The following is a 25,037-nucleotide window of genomic DNA, read 5'->3' as shown; positions in this document are numbered from 1 at the left end:
GGCTGGGCCCGGGCACCGCCGGCGGCGCAGAGCAGGATCACGAGAAGCAGGGCGCGGCGCATCGGCGCAGCATAGGACAGGCGGCCCGGATCCGGCTGCGGTCTCGTGCCGCCGGCACCGCTTCGATCGGCTTTTTGCAATGCGCCGCCGACCCCTTAGAGTGGAGGGCGAGACTCAGCCCGACAGCGAGACCCATGCCGCGCGACCTGATCTTCCCGACCATCGAGCCCTTCGCCACCGGCCTGCTGCCGGTCGACGACCTGCACAGCATCTACTGGGAACAATGCGGCAAGCCGGACGGCGTGCCGGTGGTGTTCCTGCATGGCGGTCCCGGTGCCGGCGCCTCGCCGACCCATCGCCGCTTCTTCGACCCCGGCTTCTACCGCATCATCATCTTCGACCAGCGCGGCGCCGGCCGATCCCGCCCCCTGGGCGAGACCCGGCAGAACACCACCGAGCACCTGGTCGGCGACATGGAGCAGTTGCGCCGCATGCTGGGCATCGAGCGCTGGCACGTCTTCGGCGGCTCCTGGGGCTCGACCCTGGCCCTCGCCTATGCCCAGGCGCATCCGCAGCGCTGCCGGTCGCTGACCCTGCGCGGCATCTTCCTGATGCGGCCCGCGGAGATCGACTGGTTCTTCCACGGCATGGGCACCTTCTTCCCGGAGGCGCATCGCAGCTTCGTCGAGTTCCTGCCGCCGGCCGAGCGCGGCGACCTGACCCACGCCTATCACCGCCGGCTGACCGACCCCGACCCCGCCGTGCACCTGCCGGCGGCCCGGGCCTGGAGCATCTATGAGGGCTCCTGCTCCACCCTGCTGCCGAACCCGGAGATCGTCGCCTCGGCCGGCGAGGACGCGCATGCGCTGGGCCTGGCCCGGATCGAGGCGCATTATTTCCTGAACAACCTGTTCACCCCGCCGGACCGGTTGCTGCGCCAGGTCGACCGGGTCCGCCACATCCCGGCGGCGATCGTGCAGGGCCGCTACGACACGGTCTGCCCGATCACGACGGCGGACGAGCTGCACCGCGCCTGGCCGGAGGCGACCTATGTGGTGGTGCCGGATGCCGGCCATTCGGCGATGGAGCCCGGCATCCGCACCGCCCTGGTCGAGACCATGGAGCGGCTGAAGACGGTGAGCTGAGCCGGCTTCAGCCGCGCCGGGCCGGATCGCTGCGCACCCGACCGAACCGTGCCGACATCGCCAGGCCGAAAACGAAGCCGCCGGCCCCGACCAGGATCCAGCCGGCCGGCCCTGCCGGCGGGAACCCCCAAACCAGGGCGAGCCCGGCGGCCAGATTGAAGGCGCCCCAGACGAAATTGACCGTCGGCGGAGACAGGCCGACGCCCCGTGGCGTCGCGAAGGGGGTCTGGAAGCGGTCGCCGCTGATCCCATGGACCAGATGCGGGACGGCGTTCACCAGCAGGGCGCCGGCCAAAATCTGCAGCAGGTAAGCGTACCAGGGCATCGCGTCGTCATACTCCGTGGCTGTCCGATCGGGCCGCTCAATCCGCCAGCCCGCCGCCGCGGGCGTGGCGGACCAGGCGCACCAGCTCCTTCCGCGCCGTTTCGGCATCGGTCACCGGCGCGGCGAAGGCCAGCCGGGCGACGGCGGGGCCGAGGCGCAGATCGGCGCCGTCGGCGTCGATCCCGGTCATCCGCCAGCCGCTGCCGGCGCGGCCGAGCAGCGCCTGGGCGTAGAGGTCGATGGCGTCGGCGTGGTCGCCGTTCATATGGCCGATGATGCCGGGCTCGGCCGCGGTCAGCGCCGGCGGCGGGCCGACCAGCAGGTCCTCGGCGTCGAAGCGGTGGATGGCGCCGAAGCCGGCGACCATGTGGCCGCGCCCGACCCGCACCCGCCACAGGCTGAAATCCGGGAAATCAGCATAGCCGGCCGCATCCGGGTGCCGGGCCAGGTAGCGGGCGCGCAGCGCCGGGTCGTCCGCCGGCTCGGCTCGGCCGGAGACGGTCAGCCGCGGCCCGGTCAGCGGCTGGTCGAACCCGGCCGTACCGTCGAACAGCAGCGCCGCGCGGGAGTCGCGCTCGAGATTGCCGGTGTGCTCCGCCAGCCGCGAGATCAGCAGCAGCGGCTGCCCGGCCGGGTCGGTCGCGACCAGCACCAGCGAGGCGTAGGGGGCGCCATCGCCGTCCAGTGTGGCCAGGGCGGCGCGGTCCATGTAGCGCGCCAAATGGTTTGACCCTTCGCGCCAACTGGTTTGATCCCCGGTCTGAGGCTCGAAACGACCGTTTAAGGCCCCTCGAAACCGATCTCAATCACACAATCCCTTCCCGCGCCGAGCGGCTCCCGATCTGATCCCCAGATATGTCACCCCCGGCGGGTGTTTGCAGTGGCGACATTTGAGCCTGCGCCGCAGCTGCTCCAGCGTCACGTCCTCGCCGAACTTGGCTGCGATCGCCGCGAGGTCCGGTTCATCGTCCCGGCCGCAGCGGCATCGAACCAGGATGTAGTAGTCGTGCGCCAGACAGGCGCCGACGGTGTCGATGACGATGGTCATTGCCCCGACGATAGGAGCGCGCCGTGAGAGAGTCGATCCTGAGGGCTGGCGCGCTATCGGAATCTCGGCGATGATGCCGCCAGTTTGAGGAAGTTTATCTCAACCTTTTGAGCCGCAATTATGGACAGCCAGAATTACAACATGGGCGGCGAGCTTGGTGGTGACCCGCTTGTGGACCAGATCACCGTCCTGTTCCTCGTCCTAGTCGTCGTAGTGTTCTTCTTCGGCTATCGCTGGTGGTTGCGCCGGCCTTCCGGCAACCGGGACCGCCAACCGAAGCCTTAGCATCGGCGCGTAGCGGAGGCGCGGCGTGGCCTGGCCGCGCCTCCGATCCAACTTCACCTGTCCAAGATCCGCCCGGCTCTATCACGTGCCGTCGAAGGTGTTCGCCACCCAGGCCGCGACCACCTCGGCATACTGATGCACGCCCGCCGGCGACGGGTGCAGCAGATCGCCGTTGTCCAGCGTGACCATGCCGGTGTCCACATCGGTCGACACCACGACCTCGGAGTTCGCGAACCCCGTCACCTGGTTGATGTGAGCCCAGATCGGGATCACCTTGACCTGGGCGTTGGCGAGCGTCCGTTTGAACTTCAGCATCGCCCGGATCGCCAGGCCGTAGCTGGCGTTCCAGCGGGCGTCCGCGGTCGCCGTCCGCGGCAGCGTCGGCAGGCCGATCGCGATCTTCGCCGTCGGGACCGTCGCGAGGATCGACCCCACCATGATGACCAAGGCCTTGTTGACCCAGTCGGCCGCCGTCGCGGCCGCATAGGCCGCGATGTCGTTGGTGCCGAGGCAGATCCAGACATGCGTCGGCGGGGTGATGCCGGTGTTCGTCAGGTAGTAGGCGAAGTCGTAGATCCGGCCGTTGTAGATGGAGCCCGCCGGGTCGCCGCCGGTTGCCTCCCGGGTCATGACGTCGAAGGTCTGTTTCTCGGCATCGCTCGCCGCCAGATAGGCCGCCCAATTCGTGACCGTCGTCAGCCAATCGGTGCGGGCGTGGATGTGGTCGGTGAACGTCGACCCCGGGCGGCCCTCATTGCCGGTAGGCCCGACCGTGCCCGACATGGCGACGGTCATGCCGCGCGCAGCCAGGATGTCGCGGACATAGGTGCTGAGGGTCTGCGACATGATCGAGTCGCCGATGCCCATCACCCGCACCGTGCCGGCGCCGCTCGACGAAGCCTTGTGGACCGTGATCGGCGCCGACCGGTAGGAGCGCCCCAGAGCCGCCGCGCCGGCCGTGTCGCTGTAGCGATGCGTCCAGAGGCTCGCCACGTCGCCGATCTCGGCCGGGTCGACCACGAAGGAGCCGGATTCCAGCGTCAGCTCATAGGGCTTGGCCGTGGTGGTGGCGACAAGCGGGTTTGGCGCGAACAGCGTGGTCAAGACCCCCTTCCGCTCGGTCCGCTGCTCGAACACGTTGTCGAGGTGCAGCAACTGTTGCCGCCCGGTGATCAGCCACAGATCCTCGCCGTAGAGGATCGCCGGCACCGGGTCGGTCTCCGCGGCCGCGGACTCCAGGTTGGTGATCCTGATGCCGTTCGCGGCCGTGGTCGGGAAGTCGTTCCGCTCGATCCACTGTGCGTTCTGGCCGAAGGCAAACTGCGCGCCGGCGATGCGGACCTCGTTGGTCCCGCCCGGCGTGCTGACACCGACATGCACGTAGATGTACTCGCCGGACGCCGGGCTGTTGAGCGTCCAGTCCGGCATCGGCGCCACGACGCTGTAGATCGCAGCGCGGGCCGACAGGGTCTTTTCCAGGATGAACTGCACGGAGAGGCCGAACCCGTCGGCCTTGATGAACCTCACGGTCCGCGCCGCCCCGAAGTCGTTGTCGACGGTCGCCTCCAGCCACACTCTGGCGAAGAAGCTCTTCCCGGCCCGATTGTCCGGGATGCGGTCGCCGATATAGGGCCATGTCGCGGCCGCGTTGGTGGTGCGGAGCGCGCGCGTGAAGCCGAGCGCGATCAGCGCGGCGTCCGCGACGTCGACCATCCCGAGGTTGGCGATCTCCCCTTCCCAGACCGAGGGGGACAGAAGCATCCGGTCGCCCTTGCCATAGGCGAAATCGTTCTTTCCCAGCCCCTGGCCCATCCGGCCGACATGAGGCCACGGGCTGAAGAACTCGCCGCCCCAGCTCCAGCCGATCACCACGCCGACCCGCGGATCGACCGTGTAGGGCGCCACACCCGCGGTGTTCTCCCGGTAGAGGTTCGCCTTGTAGTCGTACCAATAGGTCTTGATCGACGCGTTCGACGACGTCAGCCCGAATGCTTCATAGCGCTGGCCATCGGCGACCGTATGGCTGTTGAGGACGATTTCGTTCCGGGCATTCGCGCTCGGGATCAGCACCTCGTTCTCGGCGCGGTTGTGGACGATCGGGCCGAGCGGCGCGAAGGCGCTGACGACATGAGCGGGATTGAGTTCCCGCACCTTGTAGGGCGACCACCAGCCGGAGTCGGCGAACGGAAAACAGATGATCGGCACCGACTTGTCGATCTGGATCGTCGGCAGGGCGAAGTCGCCGGCGGTCGCCCCGATGATCTTCAGGGTGTTGTCCGTGAGGTCGAGGTAGGCGAAGCTTCGCAGCCCGGTCGGGATCGTCAGCTTCGACCATCCCGGCAATTCGGTGGAATTCGCGTTCGTGGCGGTGACGGTCGACCCGACCACGCCAGGCATGTCGATGAAGGTGCCGCGCGGGATATAGAGCTGGCTGGTCCCGCCGCCGAGCAGGCCCAGCCGGTCGATGATGATGTCGCCGGCCGGGATGGCGACCCGCCGCACGACGTTGCGCAGCAGGTCGACCGTGGCCGGGATCGTGTCGAACGGGTCGGCGCTCTTGACCCAATGGGGCGCCGGCGCTGCGGCATCGTACCGATAGGTGCCATCCTTCAGCGGGTCTGGGTCGTTGGTCACCCTGCGCAGGTTCGACTCTCCCGGTCCCGGCGCGGGCGACGCGGCCAGAAGGGCATAGGTCGCGACGCCGCCGACGCCGGACACCTCCCCCTCCTGCAGGTGGATGATGTCCTGGGCCCAGTCGGTCAGCGACTTGCGCGTGCTGGTATCGGAGGCGGTGATGAACATCAGCCAGCCGAGCTGCTCGGCCAGCTTCTCCGCCGTGATGGCGACGCCGTTGCCGTTGAAAATGCCGACGATCCTGTCCAGCAGCTCGGCTTCGTCGAGGTCGAAAACGAACGTGCCCAGCGTAGTCATCAATCGCTCCTAAATGGCCCCGACGCCTGTCAGGTAGGTTTGCAGCGCAGTGTAGAAATCGCCGGCTTCCGTCGCGGTCAGGCCGGAACCCCAGTGTGTGGCGCAGACCTCGGCGTCGCTGTAGGCGGTGCCGGCGCGCAGAACCGAGAAGTTGAAATTCGGCACGGCGGTCGAGACGACCGAAGACGAGGCTTGCGCCGCGCCCTGGTGGTACTTGGCATAGCCGGTGCTGGCGGTGCGCGAGATCAGGAAGTGCCCGACATTGTTCGGGGCGCCGGCTGCGGTGTTGCTCAGCGTCCCGTCATTCAACATGGTCGTGATCATCCCGGCGGTCGGATGCTTCGAAAAGATCGACGCGCCGCTGGTGCCGACGTCGCCGGCCTGGCCGGCCAGCGTCGCCGTGCTCGCCGTGCGCACCCAATCGCCGATGTGGGCGCTGTCGCGGGCGTAGACGCCGCCCGCCGTGGACGGGTTGAACGTCGTGGCGAGGTAGCCGCCTGGCGTGGAACCGAGGCCGGTGCCCTTGTAGTCGCGGTCGGCCGTGAAGATCGGCGAGCTGGTGGCCGTCAGGGTGAATGTCCCCGGTGCCCTCCCGTTCAACCGCGCCGCCTGTGCGTCATGCGCCGCCAGCAGATACAGCGCGTCCAGCTTCGCCCACACCCCCGCCGTCTTCAGGCTGTCGACCAGGGTCTTGATCAGGGTCTGCCGGGCGAAGTCCGGCCGCACCGTCATCGCCGCGATCCAGGCCCAGGCATCGGCGTCGATCGCCACCACCGTCAGGGACGTGGTGGCGCCGGCGGCGCTTTCCCGGCCGCTGACCGTCTGGGTCACGAAATAGTTGGCCGTGCCCAGCGGTATGTCCGACCCAGGGGTGAGCGACCAGTTGCCGGAGCCGTCGGCGGTGGCCGAGCCGTATTGGGTGACCCCGGAATACAGCTTGATCGTGGCGCCGGGCATCGCACCCGCGCCCGTGCAGGGCTGGCGCCGGTCGTAGGTGCTGGCGCCGCCGGCGGGGGTCGCGATCGCGATCGACAGCGGATTGACGTTCAGCGTCACCGTGCTGCTCAAGGCCGAGGGGTTGCCCACCGCATCCGTCTGCCTCGCGGTCAGGGCGTAGGAGCCGATCGCCTGCGTCGGCATGTCCAGCGACCACGCGCTGCCGGTCACCGGCACGGGCGATCCGACTGCGACCCCGCCCTTGAACAGCTCCAGGGACGATCCGGTTTCGCCCGTGCCGGTGATGGTCGGCGTCGTGTCGGTGGTGTTGATCGTCGGGCCACCGCTGATCACCGGCGCCGCCGGGGCCGTGGCGTCGACCAGGATGACGATCGGCGCCGTCGGGTCGCTGTGGTGCCCGCCGGAATCGGCCGTGGTGAAGGTGACCGACCGGCTGCCATCCGCCACCGCGGGGCTGGTCAGCGCCCAGGCGCCGGCCACCACCGCGACGGAGGCAACGTCGACCCCGTCGACCAGCATGTGCATGGTCGATCCGGCATCGGCTGTGCCCGAGAAGCTCAACGTGTTGTCGTTGGTCGGCGTCGACGGCGACACCAGCACCTTGGGCACGTTGGGGGCGACGCCGTTGGGCAGCACCACCACCGACAGTAGCGGCACCGCGCTGACCTGGCCGTCGGTCAGCCTGGCGACGATGCCGAAGGTGTAGGTTCCGGCGACCTGGGGGGTCACCGTGTCGTGCGGCTGCGAGGTCAGCACCCCGAGATGCAGCGGTCCCAGGTCGGCCCAATTCGCCCAGGTGCCGGCGCGGTAGCGGATCTCATAGCCGGCCAGGTCCAGCGGCGGCCCGTCGCCCTCGGGATCCGCCAAGGTCCAGCTGAAGCGGCGCAGCCCGTTGGACAGCCCCGTGTAGGCGAAGGTCGCCACATTCGGCGGCCGCCGCGTCCGGCCCAGCACCGTGTATTCGATCATCGGCGACCACAGCGACGGCTCCCCGGCCGGGGACCAGGCCCGCAGCATCAGTTGCAGGATGTCGCCGGGGTCGTAGCCGAGCAGCCAGGTCGACGCCTTGTCCGCCGGGATGGTCACGCTCGACCATTCCGAGGAGCCCTCCAGCCGGTAGCGCAGCTCGAACCGGTCGGTCGTGATCGGGGCGCCGCTGCCGGCGCCGACGCCGACGATGACGGGCTGCAGCACCGTGCCGTCGTCGCCCACCACCTGCGCCAGGTCGCCCGACAGGATCGCGGTGATCTTCGGCACCGCCGGCGCATCGTCCAGCGGCGACGGCTCGCGCGGCGTCCAGGGCGGCGGCACCATGCTGTCGGCCGCGTCGATCTCCGGCGCCATGTCGACCATGACCAGGCGGGCCACGAAATCGCTCTGCCGCTCGATCGACTTCACGATCAGCGCCCGCGACTCTCGGTCGGCCTCGCCGAAGAAGAAGATGTTCGTCTCCTCGGGCAGGTCGCCCGGGCCGAGGAGACGGATCAGCCGGGTCTCTCCCGGGACGGTCAGCACCGACCGCACGATCTGGCTGCCATCCTGGTGCGTGAAGCGAACGGCGTAGAGCTTCCCGGCCTCCATCCGCACCGGCTCGTCCAGCCGCACCCAGCGCACCGCGCCGGCGCCGCCCGTCTGCATCACTCGGCCGGTCCGGCCGGCCGCCAGGCGCAGGACGTCATGGGCCACCTGGATCCGGTCGCCGCGGTCGCAGATCAGGTCCAGCCAGCGGACATTGACGCTGTATTCGTCCGGCCGATACTCCAGCTCCAGCAGGTCGCGCTGCACCTCTTTCCAGACCTGGCCGGCATGGACGACACCGGTTTTCTCGGCGGTTTCGGTGTTCCGGACGTCTTCCGGGGCCACGCCGTCGCGGATGACCAGGCGCTGGGCCTTGGTGTTGTAGTCGCCGGCGGCGTCGACGAAGCGCACCCGCACCGCATCGGGGATGTCCCGATAGGCGCGCACCACCTTGAAGCCCCAGCTGGTCTGCGGCCCGATCGCCTGCACCACCAGGTCGCTCGGCTGGTCGATCACCACTGTCTCCAGCCCATCGACCCAGTCGGGCGTGGCGTGGCCGGCGGCGGCGATGTCCTGCAGCAGCGCATAGGCTCCCGACACGAAGTCGCGGACCTGGTTGAACTCCAAGCCTCTCACGCGGCAGTAGTCGTGCCACACCTGCAGCTTGACCAGGTCGATCTCGTCGATGCTTTCGACCCGGTCCTCATTGGCCGGGTGCTCCAGCACGTAGCGGTACAGCGAGGCCGGGTTGCTGGTCTCCCGCTCGATCCAGGTCTCGGTCACGTGGTCCCAGTCCGGGCAGCGCGAGCTGGCGATGCCGTTGAAGGTGTCGATCACCCCCGACAGCTGGCCGTTCATCTTCATGCGCAGGACGGTCACCGCCAGCGGGTATGGGAAGGTGGTCGGCGCCGCGTTGGTGAACGACCGCAGCGTGGTCCACTGGATGTTCTCCGCCTGGCTGTTGTCTTCGGTGCAGCGCAGCCGGACATCGAACTGGCCGCGGCCGCCGGCCGGGAACACCGTATGGCCCTTGCGGAACGGTTCCTGCTTTTTCTCCTCGACGTCGAAGACCCCGATCGGGACCCAGTCGGCGTCGCCGACGCGGCGGTACTGGGCTTCGACGACGCCGCTGGCTTCCTTGATCTTGCCCTTCGATTCGGAGACCTTGAACAAACCCCCTGCGAACAGCCATTCGAACGTGAACTTGTCGGCATTGGCGGCGGTGCGCCGCACCGACCAGTCGGCACCTTCACTGAGATCGATGGTGAACTGATCTTCGTTCGGCAGGCCGAACCACAGCGTCAGCGGCGCGTCGCCCGGCAGGCCGTCCCGGTCCTCGACCTCGAAGTCGTCGTAGTCATCCAGCGGCGTGCGGCCGATCTTGTAATCCTGCCGCCCGATCGGGCCATAGCCCCACACCAGATAGTGGATGGCATAGACGTCGTTGCCGACCAGCTCGGTCACCGGTTTCACACCGAACATCGGTGCCATCTTGTGCCGCCCCAGCAGCAGCGGGACGGGGCCGTCGGGGTTGGCCACGTTTCGGCTGCCGCCATAGGAATAGGTCGGGCTCGGCGCCTGCTGCTTCAGCGACGGCTGCGACCGCGGGATCAGCGCGTTGAGCAGGAAGTTGCCCGCCAGGGCGATGCCCAGCGTCGCGGCGGTGCTGACGGCCGTGAAGGTGCCCAGCGTCGCGCCGAAACCGAGCGCGCCGGCGGTCCCCGCGGCGCCGGCCGTCGTACCCAGCGCGGCGCCGGCGAGCAGCGGGCCGGCATAGACCGCCGCGACCACGATGGCGATCGACAGCACGATCTTCAGCGCCGTGCTGTCTTCGTGGATGATGCGGAACGACAGGACCGTGTTCGGCTTCGGGCGGGTCCGGTGCCACACCTCCGGGTCGAATTGCTCGGGCCCGACGAAGGCGCGGCCGAACTGCAGCAGCTCCGGGTCGATCTTGCCGCCGCAGGCCTGGCCGATCAGCTCGGCAATGGTCTGCCCGGATGGCGCGACGCAGCTGATCCGCTCCAGCCGGAACGGCGTCTTGCTGCCGACCACGGTGATCATGCCCGCCGCCGACGCCGCCGGCGTGTAGCCCCGGCCGGCCTTCACCCGCACCTTGGGCTTTGCCAGCGCCGTCATGCCATCCCCTTCGGGCGCCAGGCGCCGACCACCTTGCCGGCCCATTCACCGCGGTCCCAGCGCGGCATCTCCGACCGACAGTCGCGCTGGATGTGCAGCACGCGGTGCGGCACCGTCGCGATGCCCAGATGCGTCGGGCGGCCGTGGTTCAGGATCTCCAGCACGTCGTAAGGCCGGACGGCGGCCAGCTCGACGCGGGTGGCCAGCTCCACCACCTCGCCGGCGATCGCCGCCTCGATCTGCGCCCGCTCCAGCGTCGAAAGATAGGCTCCGGTGAAAGACGGCAGCTCGATGCGGCACTGTTCCATCAGCACCAGGCGCACCAGGCCGTAGCAGTCAACGCCGGCGCGGCTGCGGCCCTTCTCTCGCCAGGGCAGGTCGATGTATTGGGCCGACCAGTGATCCGGCATCAGTACAGCCCCGGGAAATACAGTTCGTTGAAGGTCAGGGCCGGCACCGGCTCCCGGGCGCGGTTGTTGCGCGCCAGGTCGAGCACCACGTCGGTGCCCTGGATCGTGGCGTTGACGGTCACCAGCTTCGGCCAGCGCCGCTCGACGAAATCCGGCGTGGTCGAATAGACCAGTTCGGTCAGGATCCTGGCCGGGGTCGGGCTGATCAGCGTCAGGTCGCTGACCCGGGCCGGCTCCAGCCCGGGCACCAGGTCGCGGGCCACGGCGATGTTGTCGAACATGAACTGCGCCTTCAGCGCCGTCTTGGCGTCGGAACCGGGCAGCACCGCTTTCATCGGGATGTGCAGGAAGGTCTTGCCACGGCTGACCGTACCGAACAGGGGCGGGTCCTCTTGCAGCCGCACGCTGGGGTCGGAGGAGATCAGCAGCGGCTGCGGCAGCTCGGGATGGGTGATCGTGCACAGCACGGCCAGGATCTTGTCGCTCTCCCGCGCCGTCGCCGCGTTGCGCAGGGTCAGGGATACGATCCTCATGACGGCAGCCACTCCAGCTGCAGGGCGACTTCCCACCACACACCGTTGCCCATGGGCTGATACCGGGGCGAAACCTTCGGCTTGAAGCGGACGGTCAGGAACTTCGACAGCAGGATCGGCGTCCCGTCTTCCAGGGTGATCAGCGATCCGTCGGCATTCAGCAGGGGCGCCCCGTGCAGCCGCGGGTGCGGCAGCTGCCAGACCTTTCCCTTGGCATCGACCTGATAGAACTGGTCGAACATCTGGGTGTGCGCGGCGCGGAGGGCATAGGACAGGCCGAGGGAGCCGACGCCCACCGTCGACTGGACGCCGAGCATGCTGACGCCCAGGTCGACCGAGGTCTCCCGATCCGTCATCGGCGGCTGCTCGACATAGCCCTTGGCCAGGGGCTTCTGCGGCAGCCCGGGGGGCCAGACCAGCAGCGTCATCCGCGGCCCCTCAGCTGCTGCTGCTGCAGGCCGTCGCTCGCCGCCGAGTTGGGATCGGCCAGCGAGCCGCCGACCATCTCCTCGAAGATCAGGCGCAGGTCGCGCGTGCCGTCGGCATTGCGCCGCTGCTCGACCCGCGGCGCCCCAAGGGGCACGCCGGGCGGCGGCTGGATCGTGATGTTGACGCCCCCGTCGCCGCCTCCGCCGCCCGACCAGGCGCCGCCGGCGCCGAACGCCCCGCCGGCGGCGAAGGCGGCGATCGGCGGCATCATCACGCCCAGGTCGCCGTCGGGCATGCGCGACAGCGGCAGCGGCACGATCTTCCCGTCGCGGCCGCGGGCCTTGACCGACTGCGATCCGCCGGCATTGACCAGAGGCACGATCGCCTCGTTTCGCAGCTCCTCGCGGATGATGCCCAGCCCCCCGCCGGCCATCGGGAACAGGGTCGGCACGTCGATCACCGCGCCGCCGCCCGGCACGCCGCCCTCCCCGAAGGCGACCACGCCGGACCCGAATGCGGCACCGCGCCCGAAGGCGGCGCCCCGCCCGAACAGGCCGACGATGCTGCCGATACTGCTGACGATGCCGCCCAGGTCGCCGCCGCCTTGGCCCAGCAGGCCGCCGATGCCGTTGATGATCGACCCCAGGGCGCCGCCGAAGCCGCCCAGGAAGCGATTGCCCTGCTGGCCCACGCCCTGGGCCACGCCCTGCAGCGCGCCGCCGATCTGGTCCACGCCCTCGGTCAGCACGTCGGTGCCGGCGCCGCCCTTGACCGTGTTGCGGCCCAGGTCCCCGGCCAGGCCGTCCAGCGTCGCGTCCGGCCGGTTGGGGATCAGCCCGTCGGTGACGGCGCCGATCGCGCCGCCCAGCCCGGTGGCGGCGCCGACATTGATCACCGCCGTGGCCGCGGTCACGTTCGCATTCGCGGTCGACAGGGCCGACAGCGCGCTGGCGGCGGGATTGTCGTTCGCCGGGGTGCCGCCGAACAGCCGGCCGACCCAGCCGCCGTCGCCGCCGGTGGCGGCGCCCGCCAGCGCGTCGATCCCTTGGCCGACCAGCCGGTCGAGCGGCTGGGAGATCGCCTTCTCGATCAGCAGGTTCTGCAGGCTGTCGCCCAGGCTCTCAAGCGCCGTGGCCGATTCCTCGCCGCCCCGGATCAGGGTGTTGAAGAACTCGCCGAACGACGCCCGGGCGCCGTCCAGCGCGCTGTACAGGCCCGGGTTCTGCAGGCGCGCAATCTGCCGCTCGATGCCGGTGTCAACCTCGCTCGGCACCAGGCCGGCCTCGCTGATCTGGTCCAGCGTCCTCGGGTCACCGGCCCGGATCAGGGCCTGGGCCCGGCGCAGCCGCTCCAGCTCGCGCGCCGCGGCCTCCTCCGGCGTCGCCGTGGCGCCGACGGCCGAGATGCCTTCGCCGACCAGCTGCTGGCGCTGGCGTTCCTGGGTCTGCAGCTGGCGCAGCGCCTCCGAAGCCTCGCCATAGGCGACGGCCTGGCCGTGGATCTTGGCCATCAGCTGGTCGTTGATCGGGATGCTGGCGTTGTGCGCCGCATTCAGCAGGTCCTGCTGCACCTTCAGCTCGGCCGCGGCCTGGCTGGTCAGGCCGATCGCATCGGCCTGGGTCCTCATGTCCTGCGTCGCCTTGGTGACCCGCCCCGATTCCCGGCTGAAGTCGTTTTCGCGCTGCGCCTGGCGCTCGGCCGCCTTGCGGTCCTGCGCGTCGAACTCAGCCTGTTTCGCTACGCCAGCGGCGACGCCGGCGGCGTCGATCAGGCCCGCGGCATCAGGCACGCTGTTGTCCCATGCGATCCGCCCCGCCTGGGCCCGGGCCTTTTCGATCGCCTCCTGCACCTGGCGCGCCCGCTGCGCCGCCTGGCCGCCGGCGGCCGCAGCGGCGGCGTCGGTGTCGGCATCGATCATGCCCTGGATCTCGGCCCGGGCCCGGAGCGCGTCGACCGCCTGCAGCAGCTGGCCGCCGAAGCTCTGGGCCTGGTCCGCGATGCCCTGGGCGACCGGCATCCTCAGGAACCGATCCATCGACCCGATCAGCCGGTCGACCATGTCGGCCGAATCGCCGGCCGCGCTGCCCAACTTGCCGGCGGCGATCGCCGCGTCGATCAGCTCGCGGTCCAGCTCGGTCGCCGTGCCGCGGGCGAAGCGCATCCGCGCTTCCAGCAGCCGGATCTCCTCGCTGCCACCCTCGGCCCCCGCCGACATCCGGGACACGGCGCTGGCCACGCCCTCGATGGCCGTCCTGGCGTCGCCGCTGACCTCGCCGGCGATCGCCTCCAGCTCGCGGTGCACCTGCGCCAGGAAACCGGGCGCGCGGTTGCCTTCGAACAGCGGCTGCAGCAGGGTCTGGATCCGCCCGGCCAGGTCGGGCGGGATCTCGACGCCCAGCTGCAGCCGGACCTCGTTGGCGGCGGAGATCGGGTTGCCCGAGATGTCGGTCTGGAACACCGTCACCATCTCGACGCCGACCTTGCGCAGCTTCTCGACCGCCTCGTCGGCGCCCTTGCCGATGCCGGCCAGTTGCTCCTCGATCTGCGTCTGGAAATCCACCGCCGCGGCCTCGCGCGCCGCAGCGCTCATCCCGGCGAAACTCAGCGCCAGCTTGCCGGCGGTCTGGTCCGCCAGCTCGCCGGTCCCGATCCACTTCTTCAGCGTCGCTTCATGGATTTTCAGCGCCTCGTCCGACGAAACCGTCGACGACTCGAACAGGCCGAGGCTGTTGGCCAGGCCGGCGCCGATGGCGAGGGCAGCGCCGGCGACGGCGCCCCAGACGCCGAAGACGCCCAGCAGTTGCGACGACTGCTGCGAAAAGGCGATTAGCGCCGACTGGCCAGCCTGGACTTGGACTGCAAAGTCACCGATTTGATAACCGGCCTGCTGGGCAATATTGCCGAAGCGGTTCCCCCCAGCCGACGCGACCGTCACCGTCTGGCTGTACCGCTGCATCAGCTCGGTTGCGCGCACCTGGCTGATCGTGCCCTCGCTGACCGCCCGGGCCAGCACCGCCTCGGCCTCGGCCAGCACCCGCAGCCGGCGGGCGGCCGGGTCGGCCGACTCGACGATGTCGCGCAGCGCCCGCGCCTGGCCGCCGAGATTGTCGTTGACCGGCGGGATCGCCGATCGGCCGTCATTCAGCGCGGCGATGAAGGCGCGCAGCGCGCCGGTGGTGGCCAGCAGCGCCGTGGTGGTCTCGTTGGCGGCCTGGCTCTCGCCGCGGATCGCCTGCTCGGCCGCGTCGGCGCCGGCGGCCACCGGGCTCGACGCCGCCGCCACCGCCCGGGCGGCCTCGGCCGCGCCGCCCAGCGCCGCCGCCGCCTGCGTCGCCGCCTGGCCTTCGCTCTGCAGCGCCGCCTCGGCGGCATTCGCGGCGCCGGCGACCGCGCTGGCCGAGCTGGCCACCGCCGCGGCCGCGGCCGCGGCCCCCTGCAGCCCCGCCTCGGCCGCCAGGCCGGCGGCGCCCTGCGCACCGACACCCTCGCCGCCGCCGACCGCGCCCAGCTGCTGCAGCTCGGCACGGAAGCCGGCGATCGCCGTCTTGGCCGCGCCGGTGTCGGCCTCGATCTTGACGCCGAGGCGCAGGGTGGTGCCGGTGCCTTCAGCCACGGCGGGCCTCGTTCATGATGGTCCGGGCGGTGGCTTCCATCAGCCGCATGTCGGCGAACATCGTGGGCGTGGTCCGGATGCCGGCCATCTGTGCGGCCGCCGCGGCGCCGGCATAGTCCAGGCCCAGCACCATCGACACGCCGAAGCCGATCGCCATGACCCACTGGGTCTGGATGTCCAGGAACCACCTGAAGCTGTCGGCATTTTCCGGCCAGATCACAGGCGTCGCCGCCTGGTCCTGCTGCGACCGGGCGACCTCGGCGATCTTGTCCTCGGGCACGCCGTAGGAGCGCAGCTCGGCCATCGTGTCCTCATCGACGGGGGCGTCATCGCCGCCCAGCAGGTGCTGGACGGCGGCTATCAGTTTCCCCGGCGGCGCTCCTCGCGGCCGGCCGGGGCGATCGCCTCGGCATAGGCGTTGAGGATCGTGCTGCCGGCATGGGGCATGTCGAGCAGCTCGATCAGGGCTTCGCGCGAGAATTCCAGCGGCGCCTTGTCGGCGGTCGAGATCGTCGCGCTGTCCCAGCCGACCAGGATCCGCAGATAGGCGTCGGCCGCCGCCTCCAGCGCCGCCTCGTCGCTCTCCGCGGTTCGGCCGATTTCCGCCAGGTCACGCTGCAGCTTGGCGAAGGCGCTGTTGCGGATCTGGCGGAAGCGGCACTTGACCGGCTTCCTCGCCTTCGCCCCGTCCTCGGCGACCTGGGTGAACTCGACGGGCCAGAAGAACTCGCGCTCGGCTGCGACGATGAACATGGCTTAAACGCCCCTTTACTTGACGGTGATCAGCAGTTCGTCGTCGCCGGCGACCGGCAGCGCGCTGAAGGGAACGGTCCACTGCGCGATGCCGTCGGCCTGGCCCAGCGTCGGCGCCTGCAGCTCCAGCGCCGGCAGGTTGAACTGGACGATGGCGCCCGCGACCAGGCCGTGCACGATCGACAGCGCGCCGGTGGTGCCGGCCTGCGCCAGCAGGAAGGGGTTGAAGGTGGCCAGGTCGGTCGCATCGACCACCAGCTCGCCCGTCACCTTGCGGTCGGTGATCAGCACCTCCTCGTCGCCGATCAGGAACCGCGACACCACCTGGTTGCCCAGGCGGATGACGATCCGCTGCACCGTCGGGTTGGCCCAGCCGAACAGGCCGACCGTGGTGTTGGCCTTCGACGCGATCAGCGGCCGCTTGAAGCCGGTCAGCACCGGCACCGGCAGCGCCGCTGCGGCAGGGGCCTGCCACAGGCTGGTGTTGGTGAACCGCACCAGCGGCCGCTTCTGGTTCTCGAAGGTGAACTCGGCGTCGCTGCGGCCGCCCAGCAGGATGTGCCGGGTGCCGTCGATGTTCATCACATGCGCCACCGATTCCTGGCCCGTGGACACCGGCTCGAACTGCACGTCGACGCCGGCGGTCTGCGTCGCCGCCAGGCCGCAGGCGCGCAGCGACGGGCCATAGCCGGGGATGTCGCCCGCGGCGCCGGCGCCGGCCAGCTCGATCGAATAGGCCAGCTTCTGCGCCAGGAACGTCCGCATGCTCGGCTTCGCCGCGAAATACGGCGTCAGATAGCCGCGCTCCTCGTTCTGGGAGTCCATCGGCGTCAGCTCGATGTTCTCGGCCAAGAGGGCGTTGGCGGCGCCGGTCGCGGTCGGATCGACGCCGTAAGTCACCTCGGGCTTGGCCAGGATCACCTGGCGGCGCCAATACTTGCGGGCCATGGATCAGCCCCCCTTTCGAGTGCGGGCAGATGCAGGCGCCGGCGGCTTCGGCCCTTCGGCCTGGTCCGCCGGCGTCTGCGGGGTGCCGCTGCCACCGGCAGCAGCGTCGGGCGGGGCGGCGGCCTGGAGCCCTTCGGAGTCCTGCACGAGGCCCTCCGATCCGCTACCGGTGCCGGGGGCCTTGCGAGCCTTACCGGACCGCCCCTGGGCATTCTGTTCGTCGGCCGACCTGGTGCGCTCGACCAGCTCGGCCGGGGCACCCGGCGTCTCACGCCGATACAGCCCGCCCTGTTTCATCGCATCCTCACTCATAGTGCCGGGTGTAGAGGGTCAGGGTGGCGGCGTGGCACAGGGCGTTGGCGAACATCACCGACCCGGCCTCGTCGACCTGCAGCCCGGCGATCGCGCTGTCGCCGGCGCCGACCACGGTGGTGATCACCGTGCCGCCCAGCGTCTCGTCGTCGCGGAAGGCATCGCGCATCGCCTCGATCACGTCGTCGAAGGCCTTCTCGCTGCCGGCGTCGTCGACGAAGCCGCGAAAGCCGCGCAGCCGCCAGCGGTGGATGATCTCCCAGCGCCCGATCGCGCCGCTGGTCTCCTGCGTCGAGACGCGCCGCACATACCAGCCCTTGATCGTGGTCGATCCGGCCGGGACGTAGAGCGCGCGCAGCTTCTCCGGGTTCGAGGCATAGCGCTCGCGATCGTGGACGATGCCGACATCCGGCACGGTCTGCGCCAGGGCGACGATGGCGGCGCGGATCGGGTCCAGCGTGCTCATGGCGCGGCCCCGCCCGACTTGCCGAGGCCGGCCAGCTCGGCGATCAGCCCGCGGACCGCCTCGGCCATGATCCGCTCGACCTGCGGCTGCACGGCCTTCAGGCCCTCACGGAACATGAACGCGCCCTTGGTGCCGTGGTGATAGATCTTCCACCGGATCGCCTGGGCGATCGGCTCGACCTGGTCCGCCGGCTTGCCCAGCTTGGCCTTGACCCAATCCATCAGCGGCTGCAGCGGCGGCATGTGCGGCCGGCTGCCCAGCTCGACAGGCTCGGCATAGGCCAGCGGCGTGCCGACTACGCCGACGATGGCGCTGACGCCGATCTCCGGCTCGCGGGCCTGGATGGAGTCGGCCAGCGTGCTGAAGGCGCGCGGCGTCCGCTCGACGATCTCGCGCTGCGCCAGGAACGACGCTTCCCAGACCGCCGGCAGGAAATGCGCGTCCACCATCTCCGGCGCGCGCTCCAGCGCCTGGGCGACGGCGACCACCTCCGACATGTCGAGATGGATCTGGATCACCGCGGCAACCTCCGCCGCAGCAGCCGGTCCTGGCCGCGGCTGTCCTGGTCGCGGAAGGTGACCACGGTCCCCGCCGGCGCCGACCGCTTGTCCTCGATCCCGAGGTGGTTCATGTAGCGCTTGCGCAGCGCCGCGGCGCGCTTGGCGTAGTCGCTCGACTTGCTGCCCCAGTCCACCCGGTCGCTCTCGATCGTGGTGTCGCGCTGGCCGGCGTAGTAGGCGGCCAGCTCGTCCAGCAGCAGGGCCGCCGCCCAGCAGGCCACGGCCTCGCGGTCGCGCAGCGGCACGGTGTTGGTGGTGTCGTCCAGCACATGGGCGATGGTGATCCGCCACCGCACGGCATCGGCGCCGGCGGCGACGGCCTGGCGCAGCAGCACCTCCTCGCCCACCGGGCCCTGGTACAGCTGCCAGTCCTCGCTCGCCAGATGGGCGGGCGGGATCTGGCCGATCGGCGTCTCGATGCCGATGACGCGGCTGCCGCCATCCTCCCATTCGGCCGGCAGCGGCAGCCGCTGCCCGCCCGGCGCATCCGTGTCGACGACGATGACCCGCGGCCGATCCTCGGTATAGCGCACCACGGCCAGGCCGATCGCGTCGTTGCGATCCGCCTCCGCGATGACGGTCGACTCGTCGCGCACCTGCGCGTCGACCAGGGTCCGAAGATCGGCCAGGGCCATGGTGGACTTCCCCTCGATCCGGCCTCAGGCCACCACGGCCTTGTAGAAGGCCCGGAAGTCCAGGACGTTGCCGCCGTAGATGTGGCGGATCTTCCAGGTCAGCTGGTCGTTGCTGAACATGCTGCCCACCGTGGGGTTGTCCTGCACGAACAGCTCCGGCTCCTCCTTCCCGTCGAGGAAGCCGATCTCGATGCCCGCGATATCGGCAACGTCGGACGCCATCGCCCAGTCGTTCGCATCGACCCAGTACCAGACCGGGATGATGTCCAGGGTCAGGCTCTGGACGAAGGTCTTGTCGTTCTCGGTGTTGCGCCGGAACAGATCGACCGCAGTCTCTTCCAGGGTCGACGGAACCATCAACGTCGCCGGGCCGATTTCGAGCGGCTCCAGCGAGTCCTTCTCCGGTTGCTTCAGCATCGCCAGGCGCCCGGCGGCCAGCGACGTGGGGCTCAAGGCGGCGGCGCCGAGATTGTTGTGGCTGGCGTGAAACAGCGCGACGCCGTCGTAGATGACGGGGTTGGTCCGGATGAAGTCGAACACGAACTTGGACAGGGTCCGCTTCGCCGCCCGGGAGAGATTGGTCGGGATACGGCGGATCACACCGACGTCGTCGTTCTTGATCATCTCCAGCGTGACGGACTCGGTGCCGCCGCGCTTTTCGACCGCGTACTCGGCCTTCTCGTCGGTCGGGCTGGTCAGGGGCTGATAGGTGCCCTTCTCCGCCACCTTCGGAAGGTCGCCATAGCCGCCGATCCGGGTCCGCTCCTGCACGCGGAAGTCGTTGACCGGCACCACATCAGCGATCCGGCGCCAGGCATCCAGCTGGGCCTTCAGGTTGTACAGCTTCACCATCTGCCGGGTCATGGAATTGCCCAGCACGTCGGCGAAGCTGGCGCTGTCCAGCGCCTCCCGCATCAGCGACTCCCGCAGGCGCCCCTGGTCGCAGTTGCGCAGCTGGCCCGTCACCCGCTCGTCGCCGGTGATATGGACATAGATGGCCTTGAACGACTGGGCGTGCCGGTGGTCCTTGTGCTCGCGGTCGAAGAAGGCCTCCAGCATCAGGTCGGTCTTTTCGGCCTGACTGCCGCCGGGGGGGATCGAGGCGAACGGCACCCGCACCTGGCCACCGCCGGCTTCGGTCAGATAGTCGCCTTCGGCCTTCACGGCCTCGCGCACCACGGCGTCGGTGACGTCCTCGCCGGCGTCGACCCGCTTCTGCAGCGCTTCCACCAGGCGCCCCTTCGCCTTGGCCGGCAGAGCCGAAGCATTGACAGCCTCCCGGATCTCGGCCTTGCGCTCGATGCGCTTGGTCACCTGGCCGATGGCCTCGGTCACCCGGGTGCCGACATCGTCGTCGTCGCCGGCGGCCTGGCCGTCCTTGCCGGACGAAGCCTTGCCACCCTTGGCGGCCGGCGTGACCTCGGCCGGCTTCACCGCCTCGGCCAGCATGGTCTCCAGCTCCTCGTCGGCCAGCGCCTCCCGAAAGGCCTGGTCCTTGCCCTTCAGCAGGTCGGGGCGCAGGGCCTCGACCTGGCGGATGATCATGTCTCGCAGCATGGTGGTCCCCCCGGCCTCGTCGGCCTTCGCCTCGATAAGGTTGATGACCTCGCCGCCGGCGCCGGGCTCGACGATCAGGTCGACGCTGTTGACGCGGGTGAACGACTTGGCCTCCCGCAGCGGCCCCTTGGCGGTGTTGCGGGTGCGGGTCCGGGCGACGGCGTCGATCGAGAAGCCGAACAGCTCGGCCATGCCCCGGTCCCAGGCCTCGCGCAGCTTGGTGGCGATCGGGCCGGTGGGCTGCAGCAGCTCCAGCACCGCCTGGATCTCGCCGGTGTCCTGGCCGCCCTGGCCGGCGACGAACTTCGCCTCGGCCAGGCGGCCGACCAGGTTGCGGAAATCCTTTCCCTTGCCGGCCAGGTGCTCCTCGTCGGACTTCGAGAAGACGCGGGCGCCGTTGAACATCGGCAACGCCTCGCGCAGCGCGGCGTCGGGGTAGAAGTTGCCGTTGCCGCTGGCGCCGGCCCTGATCACCCGGATCAGGAACTTCTTGGCGCCGGCATCGCCCAGCTCGACGGCTTCGAGGAACGGACCCTGGAACTGCGGCATTACTTCCTCACGCTGATTTTGCGGCCGTCGGCCAGCACGAAATGGACGATGTCCCCGTCGACGCGGTCGCCGAGGATGTCCGTCTCGCGCAGCGGCCGCTCCTCCACGACGGCGCGGCCGCGGCTGTCCCGGGCGATCTCGCCGTCTTCAGTCCGGGCGAAGTCGCGGATCGTCAGCTTGGCCGCCTCGATCCCGCTGATGGTGCCGTCACCCTCGCTGACGACGTCGGCGATGGCCGCGACGACGACGGCGGTGATGGGGGCAGTGATGCCCGCGGCGGCCGGGGCCGTGGGCGCCACGGTCGCCTGATCCGCCGGCGCCTGGCCGTCGGCCGGGGCGACACCCGCGGCGCCGGTTGCCTGGTCGGCGCCCAGCACCGCCGCCGCGGCGGCAGCGGCCGCCACGACATCGGCATCGGCCTGGCCGCCGGCGTCCGGCGCGACGACATTCGCATCGGTCGGCGCTCCGGCGGCTGCGGTGATGGTGGTTTTGGCGGCCTGCTCGGAAGCGGCCTTGGCCTGGCGTCCCTTGGGCGTGGTCGGCGGCTTCACGCGACAACTCCAGCTGATTGCGCCGGAGGGCCCGGCGGGTCGCTGGATCATGGCGGGGATGCGGGGGCGGTATCAGGCGCACCGGTGTGCGCCGGAGGGACACGGACCGACCACGATCATGCCCCGGTGCGCACCCGTTGCAAAGGGCTTGGTCTGACGCTCGGACGCTCCCGGGGCAAAACCGATCTAAAATTCGGGGTCCTCGCCCATCCAGGATCGACGTTAAACGGGTCTTAAACGGGGCAGCACGGGCGCGGGCCGATCGCAGCACCCTGCGTAAGGGCCGGGGGTCGGCGAAGGCCTTCCTGGGGCTTCCTACGCGGTTTTGCCGAATCGCCAGGCCGGCGGCGTCTTGCCCGGCAACTCCGTCGGGCCTATCTTGTGGGTGAGCCGCGGGAGTTGCGAAGTCCGCTGCAGCCCCTATGTCCGGCCCTGGCAGCCGCGAATGGGGATCCATCGAGCGACGGGTTTGGGTCCGTCACGCGGCTCATAGCTTCCCTTTCAGGATGTCGTACCGCGCCGGGTCGTTCAGCCCGGCCCGATCGGCCAGGCCGACGGTCACCACCCGGTTGTGGATCTTCGGCCGCTCGTCGCCGCGCTCGCGGCGCAGCCCCACCACGGCATGGCCCAGCTTCGTCTGGCCGGGCACGTGGAAGACATAGTGCAGCGTCGGCTCCCCGGTGGCCTGGCTGAACATGATGGCCATGGGCTGGTCCAGGTGCTCCGCGATGCGCTGCAGGTCGCGGTCGGGCACGGCCTGGTGCCGGTTGGCCTTGCTCGGCCTGGCCGCATGCAGCAGCGCCCGATCGCTGATTGCCACCTCGGCCGACGCCAGCGGGACGCCGCGCCGCTCCAGGGCCGCGCGAACGTCCGGCTCGATCTGCGCCACGCCCTGCCAGCTGCCGGTCGGCTTGGCCTGGCCGGTGCGGCGCTGGTCCAGCAGCGTCTTCGCCCAGCGATCGACCTGGCTGGCGCGGACGTCGGCGATCCGGCGCTTGCCCTCACTGCCGGCCATCTCCTCCCGGCTGATCGGCTGCTGCCCGGGCTGGCTCATCTCCCAGCGGGCCATGTAAGGCAGCTGGACACAGCCGCAGTTGATCGTGTGCTTCGCCGGTGCCTTTGGATCCCGGGGGAACATGATCGGGATGCCGCCGACCATGAACGGCTCCTCCGGCTTCCTGATCTGGCCGTCGGCCAGGTCGTGGGTCAGGCGGGAATGGATCTTGCCCGATCGCCGCCATTGCTTCCGCAGGCCGGGCAGCACCTTGGACGCCTGCACCTGGCGCTGCTGGTTTGCGGTCGAGAAGGCCCGGCCCAGCTCGGTCCGGACGACGGTCAGCGCCCGGGCCCGGCCGCCCTCGATCTGCGGCGCGATCGCCGCGATCGCCTGGCTGGGCGTGTTCACGCCGGCTAGCACCAGGCCCAGCTGGCCGTTGATGCCGACCACCGTGTCCGCCGTGATGCCCTGCATCCGGTCGGTCATGAAGCTCTTCATCGCCAGCAGCTGGCGCTTGTCCGGGCTGTTCAACAGGCCATCAAGCCGGACGCCGATCGCGCGCTCTACCGGCCGGTCGACGATCTCGGTCCCGGCCTGAAACCCGCTGTCCAGGTGCTCGGCCTGGGCGGCGCCCAGCTCGGCGCCGGCGTCGCGCAGGATCTCGGCGATCTCGGTCCGCAGCCTGCTCAGCCGGGTGGCATCCCACTCGCTGGGGCCCGCCGCCATCCTGCGGACGATCTCCACCTCGGCCGCCTCCAGCGTCGCCCGCACGTCGCCGGTGGCCTCGGCCTCCAGCGTCTTCAGCTCGCGGATCAGCTCAGCGATCGTCTCGCGGAAGACCTCGTCCCGCCGGTCGGCCATTACAGGCCCCCGGGCGCCTGGTCCTCGGGCCTCGGTTGCCCGGGCGCCTGGTCCTCGGCCGCTGGGTCCCCGGGCGCCCCGCCTCCCGGATCGACTCCGCCCAGCTCGTCGATCCCGCCGAACAGGTCGCCCTCCTGCTGGTCGACCTGGCGCTTCTTCGCCTCGTCCTTCGCCTTCACCAGCTCGGCCGCCGCGTCGATGTCGACGCCCAGCCGGCCGGCGATCGCCGCGATCAGCTCCACCGCGGTCTGCTCGCTGACCAGGCCGCGCTCGACCGCCATTGCCGCGGCCGCCACCACCTGCGCCAGGGCCGCCGCATACTTCGACGTGTCCTTGCTGGTCATCTCCGGCCAGACGACGGTGACTTCATAGCCCTCGGGGTCCATGTCCTTCGCCTCGCCGCCGGTGATCGCCTTGACCCGCTGGCGCACCTGATAGGTCCCCAGCTCCCTCAGGATGCCGCCGATCGTCTTCTGTCGCATCGACAGCAGCTTCGCGGCCGGCTCACCCATCTCGCCGGCGGTGGCGCGGTTGACGTCGCCGCCACCGCCGAACCAATGCTCCGGCACACCCCGGGCGCCCAGGATGTGGTTGCGGAACAGCCGGGCGAAGCCAGCGCCGTCCTGCGCCTTCAGGTCCGGCGTCTCCGCCTTCCAGATCTCGGCTTCGTTGTGGATCCGGGTCGATCCCGGCGCCGGCGACGTGAACTTCGCCGCCCGGGCGTCGACCTCTTCCTGTGTCGCCCCAGTCAGGGTCACGTCCCAGATGAAGGCCCTCAGCTCCTCCCACCGCGACAGCTCCGACCACAGCCCCGAATCGTAGGCGTCCAGCCAGTCGGCCACCGGCAGCAGGTCGGACGTGCCGCGCGACGTGTTCGACAGGTCGTTGACCTTGAAGTAGAAGCACTCGCCGTCGGTGAAGGTCGCCCGCAGCTGCTGCGTCCCGTCGGCAAAGATCGACTCCGGCCCGTTGACGATCACCCGGTAGCTGTGTGGTTTGACATCGTCGATGCCCTTGGTCTTGATGCCGACCGGCTGTTCCGGGTTGTCCGGATCCATCAGGACTTCGTCGATATTGTCGGGGTCGATGTAGCCCAGCCTGACGTGGCCCGTGATGCTGTTGACGAACACCGGCCAGCACTGCTCGCCATACATCGACAGCTCCCGCACCTTCTTCGGCAGCTTCAGCTCCATGTTGTTGATCGGGTCGGTCCAGAAGGCGTCCAGCCAGTCCTGGGCCTCGGGATCCTTGGCACACAGATGCACGCCTTCGGCCAGCAGATATGCGGTCTGGATCTCGACCAGCCAGTTGCCCAGCCCGTTGACGCGCCACAGATACAGCGACATCTCCCGCATGCGCTGCTGGGTCACCGCCGGCAGGTCGCGACGCTGGTCCGACAGGCGCCGGTACAGCATCTCGTCGGCGTCGATCGTGACGCCGGCGGCCTCGCGCATCGCCGCCGTGGTGTCGACGCCGAACGCCTGGAAGATCGTGTTCAGCAGGCCCATCGCATTC

21 protein-coding genes are annotated in these 25,037 nt (G+C 70.0%); 2 read left to right on the top strand and 19 right to left on the bottom strand.

The features are described 5' to 3' along the window. The first annotated feature begins 194 nt into the window (after positions 1-194). Complete coding sequence (gene pip / locus ACTOWL_RS22615; RefSeq protein ID WP_441323529.1) at positions 195-1,145, top strand: prolyl aminopeptidase; 951 nt, start codon at positions 195-197, stop codon at positions 1,143-1,145. Between the two features lie 7 nt (positions 1,146-1,152). On the opposite strand, the gene ACTOWL_RS22610 is transcribed toward pip, so the two are convergent. The 3 genes from ACTOWL_RS22610 to ACTOWL_RS22600 all read right to left on the bottom strand — a co-directional run bounded on the left by ACTOWL_RS22610 (position 1,153) and on the right by ACTOWL_RS22600 (position 2,518). Beyond that, positions 1,153-1,470, bottom strand: a complete 318-nt coding sequence (locus ACTOWL_RS22610; RefSeq protein WP_441323528.1) for a hypothetical protein — start codon at positions 1,468-1,470, stop codon at positions 1,153-1,155. A 37-nt stretch (positions 1,471-1,507) separates the two neighbouring features. Continuing rightward, entirely contained in the window at positions 1,508-2,179 is a 672-nt protein-coding gene (locus tag ACTOWL_RS22605; RefSeq protein ID WP_441323527.1) for a HugZ family pyridoxamine 5'-phosphate oxidase, read from the bottom strand. A gap of 93 nt (positions 2,180-2,272) precedes the next feature. Beyond that, complete coding sequence (locus ACTOWL_RS22600; RefSeq protein WP_441323526.1) at positions 2,273-2,518, bottom strand: hypothetical protein; 246 nt, start codon at positions 2,516-2,518, stop codon at positions 2,273-2,275. 120 nt (positions 2,519-2,638) lie between these two features. On the opposite strand from ACTOWL_RS22600, the gene ACTOWL_RS22595 reads away from it, so the two are divergent. Beyond that, positions 2,639-2,803, top strand: coding sequence for a hypothetical protein (locus ACTOWL_RS22595; RefSeq protein WP_441323525.1), 165 nt, complete (start codon positions 2,639-2,641; stop codon positions 2,801-2,803). An 81-nt stretch (positions 2,804-2,884) separates the two neighbouring features. On the opposite strand, the gene ACTOWL_RS22590 is transcribed toward ACTOWL_RS22595, so the two are convergent. From ACTOWL_RS22590 to ACTOWL_RS22515, 16 genes are all read right to left on the bottom strand, one after another. After that, the gene (locus ACTOWL_RS22590) at positions 2,885-5,734 is read right to left on the bottom strand and encodes an SGNH/GDSL hydrolase family protein (protein WP_441323524.1); all 2,850 of its coding nucleotides are present in this window, start codon (positions 5,732-5,734) and stop codon (positions 2,885-2,887) included. A gap of 9 nt (positions 5,735-5,743) precedes the next feature. Continuing rightward, positions 5,744-10,348, bottom strand: a complete 4,605-nt coding sequence (gene gpJ / locus ACTOWL_RS22585) for a TipJ family phage tail tip protein (protein WP_441323523.1) — start codon at positions 10,346-10,348, stop codon at positions 5,744-5,746. Continuing rightward, on the bottom strand, positions 10,345-10,758 hold the full coding sequence (locus ACTOWL_RS22580; protein ID WP_441323522.1) for an NlpC/P60 family protein: 414 nt from the start codon (positions 10,756-10,758) through the stop codon (positions 10,345-10,347). Before ACTOWL_RS22580 ends, gpJ begins: the two co-directional genes overlap by 4 nt. Then, positions 10,758-11,291, bottom strand: coding sequence for a hypothetical protein (locus ACTOWL_RS22575; protein WP_441323521.1), 534 nt, complete (start codon positions 11,289-11,291; stop codon positions 10,758-10,760). The genes ACTOWL_RS22580 and ACTOWL_RS22575 overlap by 1 nt, the downstream gene beginning before the upstream one ends. Beyond that, a complete protein-coding gene (locus ACTOWL_RS22570; RefSeq protein ID WP_441323520.1) occupies positions 11,288-11,719 on the bottom strand; it encodes a hypothetical protein in 432 nt (143 codons plus the stop codon). The genes ACTOWL_RS22575 and ACTOWL_RS22570 overlap by 4 nt, the downstream gene beginning before the upstream one ends. Further along, positions 11,716-15,333, bottom strand: a complete 3,618-nt coding sequence (locus ACTOWL_RS22565; RefSeq protein ID WP_441323519.1) for a hypothetical protein — start codon at positions 15,331-15,333, stop codon at positions 11,716-11,718. The genes ACTOWL_RS22570 and ACTOWL_RS22565 overlap by 4 nt, the downstream gene beginning before the upstream one ends. After that, positions 15,326-15,637 carry a DUF1799 domain-containing protein gene (locus ACTOWL_RS22560; RefSeq protein WP_441323518.1) on the bottom strand — a complete coding sequence of 104 codons (312 nt, stop codon included), beginning with the start codon at positions 15,635-15,637 and terminating at the stop codon, positions 15,326-15,328. Before ACTOWL_RS22560 ends, ACTOWL_RS22565 begins: the two co-directional genes overlap by 8 nt. A gap of 56 nt (positions 15,638-15,693) precedes the next feature. Next, complete coding sequence (locus ACTOWL_RS22555; RefSeq protein ID WP_441323517.1) at positions 15,694-16,086, bottom strand: phage tail assembly chaperone; 393 nt, start codon at positions 16,084-16,086, stop codon at positions 15,694-15,696. A gap of 15 nt (positions 16,087-16,101) precedes the next feature. After that, complete coding sequence (locus ACTOWL_RS22550) at positions 16,102-17,034, bottom strand: phage tail tube protein (RefSeq protein WP_441323516.1); 933 nt, start codon at positions 17,032-17,034, stop codon at positions 16,102-16,104. A gap of 304 nt (positions 17,035-17,338) precedes the next feature. Beyond that, on the bottom strand, positions 17,339-17,812 hold the full coding sequence (locus ACTOWL_RS22545; protein ID WP_441323515.1) for a hypothetical protein: 474 nt from the start codon (positions 17,810-17,812) through the stop codon (positions 17,339-17,341). Then, positions 17,809-18,330, bottom strand: a complete 522-nt coding sequence (locus tag ACTOWL_RS22540; protein ID WP_441323514.1) for a hypothetical protein — start codon at positions 18,328-18,330, stop codon at positions 17,809-17,811. The genes ACTOWL_RS22545 and ACTOWL_RS22540 overlap by 4 nt, the downstream gene beginning before the upstream one ends. Further along, the gene (locus tag ACTOWL_RS22535; protein ID WP_441323513.1) at positions 18,327-19,007 is read right to left on the bottom strand and encodes a hypothetical protein; all 681 of its coding nucleotides are present in this window, start codon (positions 19,005-19,007) and stop codon (positions 18,327-18,329) included. Before ACTOWL_RS22535 ends, ACTOWL_RS22540 begins: the two co-directional genes overlap by 4 nt. Before the next feature lie 24 nt (positions 19,008-19,031). Next, positions 19,032-21,113, bottom strand: a complete 2,082-nt coding sequence (locus ACTOWL_RS22530) for a phage major capsid protein (RefSeq protein ID WP_441323512.1) — start codon at positions 21,111-21,113, stop codon at positions 19,032-19,034. Then, entirely contained in the window at positions 21,113-21,664 is a 552-nt protein-coding gene (locus ACTOWL_RS22525; protein ID WP_441323511.1) for a hypothetical protein, read from the bottom strand. Before ACTOWL_RS22525 ends, ACTOWL_RS22530 begins: the two co-directional genes overlap by 1 nt. A gap of 487 nt (positions 21,665-22,151) precedes the next feature. Then, entirely contained in the window at positions 22,152-23,522 is a 1,371-nt protein-coding gene (locus tag ACTOWL_RS22520) for a hypothetical protein (protein WP_441323510.1), read from the bottom strand. Further along, on the bottom strand, positions 23,522-25,030 hold the full coding sequence (locus ACTOWL_RS22515) for a hypothetical protein (RefSeq protein WP_441323509.1): 1,509 nt from the start codon (positions 25,028-25,030) through the stop codon (positions 23,522-23,524). Before ACTOWL_RS22515 ends, ACTOWL_RS22520 begins: the two co-directional genes overlap by 1 nt. Positions 25,031-25,037: the final 7 nt, after the last annotated feature.

This window comes from Inquilinus sp. CA228 (assembly GCF_052078665.1).
Lineage (GTDB): Bacteria > Pseudomonadota > Alphaproteobacteria > DSM-16000 > Inquilinaceae > Inquilinus.
Note: the sequence above shows the minus strand (reverse complement) of the source record. Positions and strands in the feature narration are given on the sequence as shown.

Bases quoted from the DNA above. Each gene is read 5' to 3' on its own strand.
- pip (WP_441323529.1), top strand. From the start codon at position 195: ATGCCGCGCGACCTGATCTTCCCGACCATCGAGCCCTTCGCCACCGGC.
- ACTOWL_RS22610 (WP_441323528.1), bottom strand. From the start codon at position 1,470: ATGCCCTGGTACGCTTACCTGCTGCAGATTTTGGCCGGCGCCCTGCTG.
- ACTOWL_RS22605 (WP_441323527.1), bottom strand. From the start codon at position 2,179: ATGGACCGCGCCGCCCTGGCCACACTGGACGGCGATGGCGCCCCCTAC.
- ACTOWL_RS22600 (WP_441323526.1), bottom strand. From the start codon at position 2,518: ATGACCATCGTCATCGACACCGTCGGCGCCTGTCTGGCGCACGACTAC.
- ACTOWL_RS22595 (WP_441323525.1), top strand. From the start codon at position 2,639: ATGGACAGCCAGAATTACAACATGGGCGGCGAGCTTGGTGGTGACCCG.
- ACTOWL_RS22590 (WP_441323524.1), bottom strand. From the start codon at position 5,734: ATGACTACGCTGGGCACGTTCGTTTTCGACCTCGACGAAGCCGAGCTG.
- gpJ (WP_441323523.1), bottom strand. From the start codon at position 10,348: ATGACGGCGCTGGCAAAGCCCAAGGTGCGGGTGAAGGCCGGCCGGGGC.
- ACTOWL_RS22580 (WP_441323522.1), bottom strand. From the start codon at position 10,758: ATGCCGGATCACTGGTCGGCCCAATACATCGACCTGCCCTGGCGAGAG.
- ACTOWL_RS22575 (WP_441323521.1), bottom strand. From the start codon at position 11,291: ATGAGGATCGTATCCCTGACCCTGCGCAACGCGGCGACGGCGCGGGAG.
- ACTOWL_RS22570 (WP_441323520.1), bottom strand. From the start codon at position 11,719: ATGACGCTGCTGGTCTGGCCCCCCGGGCTGCCGCAGAAGCCCCTGGCC.
- ACTOWL_RS22560 (WP_441323518.1), bottom strand. From the start codon at position 15,637: ATGGCCGAGCTGCGCTCCTACGGCGTGCCCGAGGACAAGATCGCCGAG.
- ACTOWL_RS22555 (WP_441323517.1), bottom strand. From the start codon at position 16,086: ATGTTCATCGTCGCAGCCGAGCGCGAGTTCTTCTGGCCCGTCGAGTTC.
- ACTOWL_RS22550 (WP_441323516.1), bottom strand. From the start codon at position 17,034: ATGGCCCGCAAGTATTGGCGCCGCCAGGTGATCCTGGCCAAGCCCGAG.
- ACTOWL_RS22545 (WP_441323515.1), bottom strand. From the start codon at position 17,812: ATGAGCACGCTGGACCCGATCCGCGCCGCCATCGTCGCCCTGGCGCAG.
- ACTOWL_RS22535 (WP_441323513.1), bottom strand. From the start codon at position 19,007: ATGGCCCTGGCCGATCTTCGGACCCTGGTCGACGCGCAGGTGCGCGAC.
- ACTOWL_RS22530 (WP_441323512.1), bottom strand. From the start codon at position 21,113: ATGCCGCAGTTCCAGGGTCCGTTCCTCGAAGCCGTCGAGCTGGGCGAT.
- ACTOWL_RS22520 (WP_441323510.1), bottom strand. From the start codon at position 23,522: ATGGCCGACCGGCGGGACGAGGTCTTCCGCGAGACGATCGCTGAGCTG.
- ACTOWL_RS22515 (WP_441323509.1), bottom strand. From the start codon at position 25,030: ATGGGCCTGCTGAACACGATCTTCCAGGCGTTCGGCGTCGACACCACG.